Origin of the sequence: Arthrobacter sp. Soil782 (genome assembly GCF_001428435.1) — a bacterium.
Classification (GTDB): Bacteria; Actinomycetota; Actinomycetes; order Actinomycetales; family Micrococcaceae; genus Arthrobacter_D; species Arthrobacter_D parietis.
The window spans coordinates 686559-699019 of the sequence record NZ_LMSO01000001.1; the positions used below are offsets into that span (position 1 = coordinate 686559).

Below are 12461 nucleotides of genomic sequence, written 5' to 3' on the forward strand. Positions count from 1 at the left end.
TTGCCTGAGGCAAACAACATCGGTGTGCGGTGAACGGTCACTCTGGTGCGGTAAGCGGTAGAACCGGTTCACCGTTGAAGAGCGCGCACCAGCTCATCGAACCGCTCCAGGTCCGGCAGGTCCTCAACGAGCACGACGCCGGCCGGCCCCGCCAGCGGAACCTGCCAGTTGGGATACTGCTCGGCGGTGGTTCCCGGCTGGTTCTGCGTGCGTTCCTCGCCTACCGCGTCGGTGAGCGCCACCCCGAGCAGCACCGACGGGGTTTGCGCAATGAAGGAGTGCATTGCCTCGACTGTCTCCTGCACGGTCGCGGGCACAGAGCCGGTCGTGGACCGTACAAGCGCAAGCACCCGCTCCTGAGCCTGCCGGTCGGCGGACTTCTCTTCCTCCACAGGCCGCCCCAGCAGACCGAGCTGCTCGCGCAGTTCAACGTGCCTGCCCGCGAGATAGCCCGCGCTCGGCGGCAGGTCATGGGTGGTGACGGTGGTGAGGCACGCCGTCCGGTACTGCTCTGCAGGGCGCGGCTCGTCGTCGTCGTACTCGAACCAGAGGATGGAAGTCCCGAGCACCCCGCGCTCTGCCAGGTACTCCTGGACGCCCGGCTCGAAGGCGCCCAGGTCTTCACCGACAACAACGGCACCCGCCCGCTCCGCCTCAAGCGCAAGAATGCCGATGAGCGCCTCATGGTCGTAGTACACGTAGGCGCCGTCGCCGGGCATCGAACCCTGCGGGATCCACCACAGGCGGAACAGGCCGAGGATATGGTCGATCCGGATGCCGCCCGCGTGGCGCAGGATGGTGCGCAGCATGTCGCGGTATGCGGCATAGCCGGACTCTGCAAGCCGCTCCGGGTGCCACGGCGGCTGCGCCCAGTCCTGGCCCTGCTGATTGAACATGTCCGGCGGAGCGCCGACGCTGATGCCGGAGGCCAGAACATCACGCAGGGTCCAGGCGTCAGCACCTGCGGGGTGAACGCCCACCGCGAGATCATGCATGATGCCGAGGTTCATGCCGGCTTCCATCGCGGCCTGTTGAACGGCTTCGAGCTGCTCGTCGCATAACCACTGCAGCCAGGCGTGGAACTCAATGCGGTCCTCGAGCTCGGTTCGCTGTTCCTCAAGAAACTCGGGATCGCTCCACTCTGCAGCACCTTCGGGGAGCGTTTCTGCGAGCGCGGACCACAGGGCAAAGTTCTCCAGCCCGGGACCGGCTTCGGAACGGAAGCGTTGGAACGCCTCCTCCCGCTGCGGCTGCCGTGGGACAGTGAACACCAGTTCGAGTGCCTGCAGCTTGGCAGCGTAACTGGGATCCCGATCGATGATGTCCGCGTTCTCGTTTGCGGCCCGGAACTCTGCCGCCAGATCGCGGATGGTGTGCGCCTGCGCCTCCGGTAGGTCCTCGAACTCGACGACGTTCTCCACGCGCAGGTAGATGGGATTGAAGAACCGGCGCGTTGTCGGCAGGTAGGGGGACGCCTCGACCGGCGGTTTGGGCTGGGCGGCATGAAGCGGGTTGATCAGCACGAACCCGGCGCCCTTGTCAGCTGAGATTTCCGCCAGCCTCGCAAGGTCATCGAGGTCCCCGATGCCCCACGAGGACCGTGACCGCACCGAGTACAGCTGCGCCATCAGTCCCCACGTCCGGGTCAGGGAATCGGCGGTGGTGAGCTTTCTCGGTGTCACAACGAGCGTGCAGTCGGCGGTACCGGATTCGAACCTAACCGTGAGGGTGTGCCAACCAAGCGGGAGATCGAGCGGGATCTCCACCGTGAACCGGCTGACCTCTGTCCCGTTCACCTCCCGGGTGCGTGCGGAACCCGCAGGCAGCGTCCGCTCGGTTCCGTCTTCCAGAAGGACGTGAATGGAGGGCGTGGTGCCGGCCGGCACAGTGACCGGCACGGTGGTGGCGTCACCGTCCCGGATGACGACGGCGGGAGGCAGCCTACGCAGCCACGGCGCACGTTCGGCTGCGCGGAGGGAGGCGGCGACGTCGTCGTTCGTTGCGCAGGGCACACCAAGCGCGGTGAGGACTGCGATCAGCGTTTCATCGCTCACCGTCTGGGGCGTGCCGTCCCAGCCCTTGAAGTCGATTCCGACGCGGTGCTGCTCGGCAAGTTGCTGGAGCGGTGTGAGCTGGGCCATGGTCCTAATCTATTGGCTAGCGGGACTTGGTGCTCGCACGCCGAGGTCCCCTCCCGCACCCGCGGGAGGGGACCTCGGTTATTCGGTTGTACTCGTTCAGCTACTGCACGATGGTGTAGCCGTTCCAGCCGTTGCCGATCTGGGTACGTGATCCGGAGAAGCCGCCGGCACCGTTTCCGTTGTACAGCCACAGCACTCCGGCGGTGTCCCTCGCGATCAGGTCACGGGTGGCCCCGGCTCCAAAGGCGCCCGGTGCCGTCAGCCCTGTCATGGCATTCCAACCGGTTCCGTAGACAAGGCGGGAAAGGAATCCTCCGGTGCCGTTTCCGCGGTACAGGTAGAGCCTTCCGCTGGCATCCCGGGCAAACAGGTCTGCCCTGGCGTCACCGCTGAAGTCGCCGGTTCCGACGATGGCGGTCATGCCATTCCATCCACTGCCGGGTTGGGTGCGCGTGCCCCAGGTGCCGTTGCCGTTACCCGGGTAGAGGAAGAGCCGTCCGGCGCCGTCACGGGCCAGCAGGTCTACCCCGCCGGTGCCATTGAAGTTACCGGGCGTGACCAGTGCGGTCATTCCCTGCCACCCCTGGCCGATCTGGACGCCATTAGTGATTCTGCCGGTGCCGGTACCGGCGTAGAGCCAGAGCCGTCCGGAGGTGTCCCGGGCCATGATGTCCGAGCGCCGGTCGCCGTTGAAGTCGCCCGGCTGCAGGATGGCGTTCATTGAACCCCACCCGGTGCCGATCAGAACCCGGGCCCCGAAACCGCCGGTGGCAGTTGACGGGTAAAGGTACAGGCGGCCACTGGCGTCACGAGCCACGATGTCGGGATTGCCGTCTCCGTTCATGTCCTTTTGCTCAGCGGTGCCCGCAGGAGGCGGTGGTGGCGGCGGCGTCGTGGTTGCGCCGATCCGCCAGGCGAAGGTTGCGTTCGCTCCGGTGTTACCCGCGACGTCCGTAGCCCGGACATTGAAGGTGTAGTTGCCCGCGAGCTGCTGATCGTAAGTGTGTGGCGAAGTGCACGCCCTGAATGTTGCGTTGCTCGGCAGCAGTTGGCATTCGAACGTCGCCGAGGCCTCACCGGTGAAAGTGAACGCGGGGGTTGTATCCGCACTTGGGTTCGACGGTGTACTGGTCAGTGTCGTTGCGGGGGCCGCGGTGTCCACCGTGATGGCAAGCACGCCGGAGTCGAGGGCCGGCGCCGTTTCCGTTGCCGGGATTCTCGCGGCAATCCGGTTGGGACCCGTCAGGAGTGCTGTGGTCGGCACTAGCGAGTAGCTGCCATCGGCCGCTGCGACAGTGGTCACGGTCGTAGCGCTTCCGTTGACAATCAGTTGCACCGTGGAGCCAGGCGTAGCCGTCCCAGTGAACGTCGGCGTCGCAACATTAGTGGTGTTGTCAGTATTCGAGCGTCCGCTGTCGCTAGCCGCTACGAGATCGGGAGTCGAAGGTGCACCGTCGACGCTGGAGTCAATGACACCCTGGACGTTGAAGGTGCTGACCCTCAATACGTTTACACCCGGGCCGCCCGCGTTCGGGCCGACAACCTCGACATAGTTGAAACCGGATGGAGCACCGGTGATGGGACCCGGAGTCGCGATGCTGCCGAGTGTCCCTGCGGGTGCGTTCGTCTGACGGATGAACGGCGCTGTCGTGCCGGTTCCACCGTAATCACCCAAGAAGGCTGTCTTCGCTTGGTTGAAGTCGCACGGTGTACCGCAGACACCCTCGTCAATGGTGACTCTGATTTCAGTCGGACGCGCAGGATCCTCGCCCGCCTGAAAAGTGTGCACTCCGTAGGGATGACTGATCGTGTAGTCGGCACCGTTGACCAGTCCGGTCAGCCGGAAACGTAACCGAGCGAAGGCGATCTGGGTACCAGGTGCCGCTTCCTCGCCGGTGTGGGCGGCCTCCAACGCTGCCTCATACAGCCCGAGGTTACCGCCCGCCGCTTCAGCAGCGAACCAGAACGCTTCACCGGGAAAATTTCCGGGGTAAGAGATCGGCTGATCCGGGAAGGGCAGTTCGGCCAGGCACCCTTCCGCGGGATCAACGCACAGCTTCAGGCGTACGTTTCCGTCCGAATACCAATCCGGGAAACCGTCGGCATCCGCCGCTGTGACGGGTGCGAAGGAGACGAGCTCCGCCTGCGCGGGCGCAGCGGCTAGAGGAGCCAGCGCAGTGATGAGCAGTGCGCTGGAGAGGATAGATGACGTAAGACGTAGTTTGCGGCGACCCTTCGGCGGATCGACCGCATTGCGATGGTTGGACATTTCAAAGCTCCCTTGTTGGAAACCGAAACCATGCTTACTACCGGTCTCGGTGTGCGCCCACTGTGCGCTTCATTCCTTGGGTAATTCTTGGGAAAACATCAAGGTCGTTCTGATAATTCGATCTGTGCCGCTATGATTCGCTTTTCCTACCGGCGAGTAGCTTCGATCCAGGGCTGGATGCACCGATCCTGGGCGGCCTGAATCGCAGAAGATCCCCTCCAGTCGGAACGGAAGGGGATCCCCTGCGATTCAGTTGGATCGCCGCTTACGGAGCGATGGTGAATCCGCCCCAGCCGGTGCCGATCTGGGTGCGGGCTCCCGCGAAGCTGCCCGTTCCGCTGCCGTTGTAGACGTAGAGCCTGCCGGTGCTGTCGCGGGCCACCAGGTCGCTACTGGCGTTGGCAGTGCCCCAGGCACCCGTGCCGGTCATGGTGAATCCGTTCCAGCCGGTGCCGATCTGGGCCCCGGCGTTGAGCCTGCCGGTTCCGGTTCCGGTGTAGAGGAACAGAGCACCACTCGAGTTGCGGGCGATGACGTCGGATCGGTTGTCACCGCTGAAGTCGCCGGTGCTGAGGATGGCCGTGAACCCACCCCATCCGGACCCTGGCTGGGTGCGTGTGCCGAAGCCACTGGCGCCGTTGCCGGGGTAGAGGTACAGGGCGCCGGTGGTGCTGCGAGCCAGCAGGTCTGCCCTGTTGTCTCCGTTGAAGTCGCCCGGTGTGATCAGAGCGTTCATTCCGCTCCAGCCGGTGCCGATCAAAGCGCCGGCGTTGATCCGGCCGGTTCCGGTGCCCGTGTAGAGCCAGAGCCGTCCGGACGTATCGCGGGCCATGATGTCAGACCGTCCGTCGCCGCTGAAGTCACCTGGCTGCAGGATGGCGTTCATTGAACCCCACCCGGTGCCGATCAGAACCCGGGTGCCGAATCCGCCTGCGGCAGTTGAGGGGTAGAGGTAGAGATTGCCGCCCGAATCACGTGCCACGAGGTCGGGATTGCCGTCCCCGTTCATGTCCTTCTGCTCTGCCGTGCCGGCAGGAGGCGGTGGCGGAGTGGTGGTGGCGCTACCGATCCGCCAAGCGTAGGTTGCGTTCCCTCCGGTATTCCCAGCGACATCGGTAGCCCGAACATTGAACGTGAAGTTGCCGCTCAATTGCTGGTCGTAAGTGTGCGGCGATGTGCAGGCACGCCATGTCGCGTTGCTGGGGAGCAACTGGCATTCGAACGTCGCCGAGGCCTCACCGGTGAAGGTGAATGCAGGGGTTGTATCGGCGCTGGGATTCGACGGGGTACTGGTTAACGATGCGGCGGGGGCCGTCCTATCTACCGTGAGCGTCAGCGCCCCGGACGTAAGCTCGGGAGTGGTTCCAGCCGCGGGAGTTCTAGCCGTGACACGATTTGCGCCATCGGCGAGTACGTTTGCTGCATTCGTCGCATTACTCACAGTGATGCTGTAACTGCCCTCCGCCGTCGCGGTAGTGCTGCCAAGAACCCTGGTCCCGGCGAGAAGCTCGACTGTGGAGCCAGGCGTGGCCGTACCGGTGAAGGTCGGCGTATTGACGTTGGTGATGTTGTCAGTGTTCGACCGTCCGCTGTCACTCGCAACTGCGAGGTCCGGAGTTGAAGGTGCACCGTCCACGCTGGAGTCGATGACGCCTTGAATCGCGAACGTACTCACCCTGAGGACATTTACACCCGGGCCACCTGCGTTAGGGCCCACCACTTCCACATAGTTGAAACCGGATGGAGCACCGGTGATTGGACCCGGAGTCGCGATACTACCGAGAGCTCCGGCGGGTGCGTTCGTCTGACGGATGAAGGGCGCTGACGTCCCGGTTCCACCGTAATCACCCAAGAAGGCGGTCTTCGTCTGGTTGAAGTCACACGGCGTACCGCAGACACCCTCATCGATAGTCATATTGATGTCGTTTGGACGCGCGGCGTTGTGGCCGGCCCGGAAGGTGTGCACTCCGTAGGGATGACTAATTGTGTAGTCAGCGCCGCTGACCAGTCCGGTCAGCCGAAAACGCAGCCGGGAAAAGGCGATCTGGGTACCAGGTGCTGCCTCCTCGCCGGTGTGGGCGGCCTCCAAAGCCGCCTCATACAGCCCCAGGTTGCCACCGGCCGCTTCAGCAGCGAACCAGAACGCCTCACCGGGAAAATTCCCCGGGTAGGAGATCGGCTGATCCGGGAAAGGCAGTTCAGCCAGGCACCCCTCGGCGGGATCAACGCACAGCTTGAGCCGGACATTACCGTCCGAGTACCAGTCCGGGAATCCGTCGGAGTCGGCGGTCGTAACGGGCGCAAAGGAAACGAGTTCGGCATTCGCCGGTTGTGCTGCCAGCGGTGCAAGCGCAACGACCAGCATCGCACCTGCCAACACCGAGGCTGCGACTTTCTTGGGATGATGCGTGCGGCGCCCCGTGGCGGGACCAGCCGCCGGTTGATGGATTGACATTGTGAGCTCCCTCGTGTGAGACCGAAACCATGCTTACTACCGGCTCGGTGCAGAAAGGTTGCGTCGTTCTCCTTGGACATTCCTTGGGAAATCATAAAGACCGTTCTTTTAACTACGATTGTGACGGTAGGGTGACGTTTTCCTACTGGGGAGTAGCATTTACCCATGGCCGGGTTCCGGCTGGCGGAGCCTGCCGTTGAAGGGGGCTGCCATGAGCGCCGAAGCACTTCAGGAGAACGTCAACGAGCGCACTTCGCGGGAGGTGGCAGAGTCCGCCCGGGAAACGGAATGGAACCGGCCCAGCTTCGCAAAAGGCCTTTATCTGGGCCGCTGCGACATCTCCCTCATCCACCCGCACCCCTCTTCTTCACATGCCGGCGACGACGACGGCGAGGAGTTTCTCGCGCAGCTCACCTCGCTGCTGACCACGATGGATGGTCAGCGAATCGAGGTGAACTCGCAAATCCCGGACGAGTATCTTCGGGATCTGGCTGAACTGGGCGTCTTCGGCATCAAAATTCCCAAAGATTACGGTGGCCTGGGCCTGTCACTGGCCTACTATGGGCGGGCTCTGATGGTGCTCACCTCCGTCCACCCAAGCCTGGGTGCGTTGGTCTCCGCACACCAGTCCATCGGAGTGCCTGAACCCGTGCGCATGTTCGGCAGCGACGAGCAAAAGCAGGAGTACCTCCCCCGCTGCGCATCCGGCGCAATCTCGGCCTTCCTACTCACGGAGCCGGATGTCGGGTCCGACCCCGCCCGCATGAACGCCACCGCAACCCGTAACGACAACGACGGCACCTACGTTCTCAACGGCAGCAAACTCTGGACCACCAACGGAGTGATTGCCGAGTTGATCGTGGTGATGGCTAAGGTGCCTCCGCACAGCGGCGGCCGTGGCGGCATCTCCGCTTTCGTCGTGGAGGCGAACGCTCCGGGGATCACGGTGACGCATCGGAATGCCTTCATGGGCCTGCGCGGAATCGAGAACGGCGTTACCCGGTTCGAGAACGTCAAAATTCCAATCGGGAACCGGCTGGGCAGGGAAGGCCAGGGACTCAAGATTGCGCTTACCACCCTGAACACCGGGAGGCTCTCCATCCCCGCAAACTGCGCGGCCGCAGGCAAGTGGTCGCTGAAGATTGCGCGTGAATGGTCAAGCGAACGCGTCCAGTGGGGCCGGCCCATCGGCAGGCACGAGGCGGTCGCACAAAAAATCTCCTTCATCACTGCAACCGCTTTCGCGCTTGAGTCCGTCTTCGAACTCTCCGCGGCACTTGCTGATTCCGGGCAGAAGGACGTTCGTATTGAAGCTGCGTTGGCGAAGCTGTGGTCCAGCGAAATGGCCTACCGGATCGCTGATGAACTGATGCAGATTCGCGGCGGCAGGGGGTATGAGAGCGCGGCTTCCCTCAAGGCCCGCGGGGAACGGGCCGTTCCGGTGGAGCAGCAGCTGCGGGACCTGCGCATCAACCGGATCTTCGAAGGTTCCTCAGAGATCATGCACCTGCTCATCGCCCGTGAGGCAGTCGATGCGCACCTCGCGGCGGCAGGTGACCTGGCGTCGTCGGACGCTGATCTCAAGGCGAAGGCGAAGGCGGCGGCGGGCGCCAGCAGCTTCTACGCGGGGTGGCTCCCGCACCTTCTTGCCGGGCCCGGCCTGTCGCCGCGCTCCTACTCCGATTTCGGTCGGCTCGCCAAGCATGTGCGTTACGTTGAGCGGGCATCGCGGCGCCTCGCCCGCCACACCTTCCTCGGCATGGCCCGGTGGCAGGCGAAGCTCGAGCACCGGCAGGTGTTCCTCGGAAGGATTGTGGACATTGGAGCGGAACTGTTTGCCATGGCAGCTACGTGCTCCCATGCCAAACACCTTGAAGGGCAGGGCCGGCGGGAGGCAGGCGAGCTTGCCGAGGTCTTCTGCCGGCAAGCTCGAATGCGGATCGAGCAGCTTTTCACCGACCTATGGAAAAACACTGACAATGCGGACATGCGCCTCGCGGGGAGGGTGCTCGACGGCCGCCATACGTGGCTTGAAGAGGGCGTCCTTGACCAGTCCGAAGGCACTGGTCCCTGGATTGCCGATCATCCGGAGAGCACACCCGGCGAAGAAAATCTGCACCGAAAGTACCGCTGAAACTTAGCGGACCCAGTCGTGGAGGGCAGGACGCCGTGTGCTGGGTAGCGCGGTATTGATGCGCCACTCATGAATCCACTCGGGAAGCGCCAGGTCCGCCGGCGGATTTCCCATCGCTTCGAAGATTTCTGTGTTCGACACCGGTCCGTCGGAGCTGAGCAGGCGGGTGGCAATGTACGCGCGGGCGTAGATCTCGCCGCCATGCACCATGCGCTGCTCAAAGTAGATGGCGCGCTCATCGAAGCCCATGATCCGCGTCTCGATGGTGTAGCGCTGACCGAGCTGGAGTGACTTCCGGAATGTGATTGTCTCGGCGTTGACCACGGGCGTCCAGCCCTTCCGGCGCATGAGCTTCCAGATGCCACTTCTGATCATGAGGTCGAACCTGCCCAGGTCCATCAGGGAGAGGTACATGCCGTTGTTCACGTGCATCGCAATGTCGATGTCCGTCAATTGAACGCGTTGCGGGAGCGAGGCTGAATCCCACATGCTCACCTTCGCCCGGCGGCGTGAGGCAAACAGAATCCAGAGGGTCCGGAATAACAGGTGCATTATCCTATATTACCCGCGGGTAACTTCTCTTCTTTTGTGCAGAAAACATGGTGAACCAGATCACTTTATTAGCCAAACTGGGTGCGGGCTTGGAATAGTGGGCGGCTGCACTCAGCCAGTTCCAAGAATTCTGTGAAAGGAACCCATGACTGACCAGACCTTCCAATACCTTGCCATGGCGCTCTACATGGCCGCCATGCTGGGAATCGGCTGGTACGCGTACCGGAAAACGTCCGATCTCGATGATTACATGCTCGCCGGCCGCGGCCTCAAGCCCGGGGTAGCTGCGCTCAGCGCCGGTGCCTCCGATATGTCGGGGTGGCTGCTGCTCGGACTGCCAGGCGCTATCTATCTGTCAGGCCTGATTGAGGTCTGGATTGCCATTGGCCTGACCATCGGAGCCTGGCTGAACTGGAAGTTCGTGGCTCCTCGGCTGCGCAGCTATACCGAGGTGTCCAACAACTCGATCACCGTGCCGAGCTTCCTGGAAAACCGGCTTAAGGACCGCTCACGCGTTCTCCGCGTTGTCTCCGGCGTCATCATTCTGGTGTTCTTCACGTTCTACGTGTCCTCGGGCATGGTTGCAGGCGGTGTCTTCTTCGAGTCATCCTTCAACTCCAGCTACACCCTCGGCATGATCCTGGTTGCAGCGGTCACCATCTCCTACACGCTGTTCGGCGGATTCATGGGAGCCACCTTCACTGACGTGGCGCAGGGAATCCTCATGCTCATTGCGCTGATCGTCGTTCCGATTATCGGGTTCGTTCAGGTTGGCGGGTTCACCGGAATGACCGACTCCATCCGCGCCATCGATCCGACGATGCTCGAGTTCGTAGCGGGCGGGTCCATCCTCGCCATCATCTCGGCCGCAGCGTGGGGCCTTGGCTACTTCGGCCAGCCGCACATCATCGTCCGCTTCATGGCCCTGCGTTCCCCGCAGGACGCTACGGCCGGCCGCCGGATCGGCATCAGCTGGATGATCCTCACCGTTCTCGGCGCCGTTGCCACCGCTCTGGTCGGCATCGCGTACTTCGAGCAGAACCCGCAGCTGACGCTCGAGGACCCCGAGGCCGTGTTCCTGGCGCTGTCGCAGGCGTTCTTCCACCCCTTCGTGGCAGGCATTGTCCTCGCGGCCGTCCTCGCAGCGATCATGAGCACCATCTCCTCGCAGCTCGTCGTGTGCTCCTCCGCGCTCGTTGAGGACCTCTACAACATGGTCTCGAAGCGGAACCTGACAGCCAAGCAGGGGGTCATCCTCGGCCGTCTCGGCGTGCTGGTGGTCGCGATCGTCGCGATCGTCCTCGCCTCGGGCCGCAACGAATCGATCCTCGCGCTGGTTGCCTTCGCCTGGGCAGGCTTCGGAGCGTCCTTCGGCCCCACCGTGCTGCTCTCGCTCTTCTGGCGGAAGCTGACCATGCCGGGTGCACTGTCCGGGATGATCGTGGGCGCCGTCGTCGTCTTCGCCTGGGGCAACTCCCCGCTGGCGGCCACGATGTATGAGATCGTGCCGGCGTTCTTCGCCAACCTGGTTGTCGCCGTCGTAATCAGCCGTCTGACCTGGAAGCCGAACGCGGAGATCGAAGCCGAGTTCGACGCAGCGGTACGCGGCGTTTCCGAGCGCAAGGAACCGGTCACGGTTTCCTAGTTACCTTCGCTCGATCGCATGACCAGCGGCTCCCCGGTTGCTTCCGCTTCCGGGGAGCCGCTGCTGTTGAAGCAGCAGGCTCCAGGTCAAGCGCACGACGGCGGTGCACTCACCACCCGCTGCGCGTTGGCGTATGTCCCTTCCGGGCTTCCTCCGGCATGGACATCTCGGCCCGGAGACCAAGGAGCCGGATCGGCCGGCCGGATTCGATTTTCCCGACGAGGTCGAACGCGCCGGCAAGCACGAGATCGCGGTCGAACGTCTCGTGGATTCGCTTGGCGTACGTCTTGGTGAAAAAGGGCGCGTACCGCACCTTGAGGGTCAGCCCGATCACCGGCCGGCCCTCGGCGATGACATCCTCAAGCACGCGGGCCACGAGTTCCCGTACGGCGTCATCCACCTGTACAGGCTCGGTCAGATCCTGTTGGTAGGTCGTTTCCCTGCTGTGCCCACGGGCAACCCACGGGGTGTCATCAACCACCCGCTCGCCGTCCCCGCGTCCCAGCTGCGCGTACCAGGGACCCATCTTCGGACCGAACTCCGGAACGAGGTCACCCGGATTGGAGGCGGCGAGCTCGGCAACCGTTGTGATGTTGAGCGTCGCGAGGCGGCGCGATACTTTCGGTCCCACGCCCCACAGGTCGATGGTGGGCCGGCTACCCATCACCTCCAGCCAGTTCTCCTTCGTGAGACGGAAGACGCCGGCGGGCTTGGCGAATCCGGTGGCAACCTTGGCCCGCACCAGGGTGTCTCCGACGCCGACGCTGCAGTGCAGCTGCGAAGCGTCCAGCACCGCCTGCTGCACCCGCCGCGCGTAGGTTTCGGGGTCGTCGGTTGTCACCCCGATGAAGGCCTCGTCCCACCCCAACACCTGAACGGTGGCCTCCGGTTGGGCGCGCAGCGCCGCCATGACGGTGTCGGAAGCGGCCAGATAGGCTTCGGAGTCCACCGGCAAGATCACGGCCTCGGGCGCTTTCCGGGCGGCGATGCGCAGGGGCATCCCGGACCCGACCCCGAACGCGCGGGCCTCATAGGACGCGGTGGAGACCACGGCCCGCTCGGTCGGATCTCCGCGGCCGCCCACAATCACCGGTTTGCCCGCCAGCTCGGGCCGCCGCAGCACCTCGACGGCGGCGATGAACTGGTCCAGATCGACGTGCAGCACCCAGGGGCTGTGGCCTTGACTCACGGTCCCAGTCTGCCCTCAGGTTCCTTCCGGCACCACCGTTTCTTCCGGCCATAATCGGTCGCCGGATTGACGCATC

The 12461-nt window shown here is 63.7% G+C and carries 7 protein-coding genes; 2 read left to right on the top strand and 5 right to left on the bottom strand.

From position 1 onward, the window contains the following. Positions 1-68: 68 nt before the first annotated feature. From malQ to ASH00_RS03315, 3 genes are all read right to left on the bottom strand, one after another. The gene (gene malQ, locus ASH00_RS03305; protein ID WP_056544970.1) at positions 69-2141 is read right to left on the bottom strand and encodes a 4-alpha-glucanotransferase; all 2073 of its coding nucleotides are present in this window, start codon (positions 2139-2141) and stop codon (positions 69-71) included. Positions 2142-2241: 100 nt separating this feature from the next. Beyond that, complete coding sequence (locus tag ASH00_RS03310) at positions 2242-4410, bottom strand: FG-GAP-like repeat-containing protein (RefSeq protein ID WP_056544973.1); 2169 nt, start codon at positions 4408-4410, stop codon at positions 2242-2244. Positions 4411-4675: 265 nt separating this feature from the next. Continuing rightward, complete coding sequence (locus ASH00_RS03315) at positions 4676-6865, bottom strand: FG-GAP-like repeat-containing protein (protein ID WP_056544977.1); 2190 nt, start codon at positions 6863-6865, stop codon at positions 4676-4678. Between the two features lie 211 nt (positions 6866-7076). Here ASH00_RS03315 and ASH00_RS03320 point away from each other — a divergent pair, with 211 nt between their 5' ends. Then, positions 7077-8999 (top strand): acyl-CoA dehydrogenase family protein, encoded by a 1923-nt coding sequence (locus ASH00_RS03320; protein ID WP_056544981.1) that lies wholly within the window; start codon positions 7077-7079, stop codon positions 8997-8999. A gap of 3 nt (positions 9000-9002) precedes the next feature. Here ASH00_RS03320 and ASH00_RS03325 read toward each other — a convergent pair whose 3' ends face one another. After that, on the bottom strand, positions 9003-9551 hold the full coding sequence (locus ASH00_RS03325) for an acyl-CoA thioesterase (protein WP_056544983.1): 549 nt from the start codon (positions 9549-9551) through the stop codon (positions 9003-9005). Between the two features lie 145 nt (positions 9552-9696). Here ASH00_RS03325 and putP point away from each other — a divergent pair, with 145 nt between their 5' ends. After that, a complete protein-coding gene (gene putP, locus ASH00_RS03330) occupies positions 9697-11196 on the top strand; it encodes a sodium/proline symporter PutP (protein ID WP_056544987.1) in 1500 nt (499 codons plus the stop codon). 109 nt (positions 11197-11305) lie between these two features. On the opposite strand, the gene ASH00_RS03335 is transcribed toward putP, so the two are convergent. Beyond that, positions 11306-12385: a DNA polymerase IV gene (locus ASH00_RS03335; RefSeq protein WP_442854335.1), complete on the bottom strand. Its 1080-nt coding sequence runs from the start codon at positions 12383-12385 to the stop codon at positions 11306-11308. Positions 12386-12461 lie beyond the last annotated feature (76 nt).

Excerpts from the sequence above, each read along its gene's own strand:
- malQ (WP_056544970.1), bottom strand. The coding sequence starts at position 2,141 with ATGGCCCAGCTCACACCGCTCCAGCAACTTGCCGAGCAGCACCGCGTC.
- ASH00_RS03310 (WP_056544973.1), bottom strand. The coding sequence starts at position 4,410 with ATGTCCAACCATCGCAATGCGGTCGATCCGCCGAAGGGTCGCCGCAAA.
- ASH00_RS03315 (WP_056544977.1), bottom strand. The coding sequence starts at position 6,865 with ATGTCAATCCATCAACCGGCGGCTGGTCCCGCCACGGGGCGCCGCACG.
- ASH00_RS03320 (WP_056544981.1), top strand. The coding sequence starts at position 7,077 with ATGAGCGCCGAAGCACTTCAGGAGAACGTCAACGAGCGCACTTCGCGG.
- ASH00_RS03325 (WP_056544983.1), bottom strand. The coding sequence starts at position 9,551 with ATGCACCTGTTATTCCGGACCCTCTGGATTCTGTTTGCCTCACGCCGC.
- putP (WP_056544987.1), top strand. The coding sequence starts at position 9,697 with ATGACTGACCAGACCTTCCAATACCTTGCCATGGCGCTCTACATGGCC.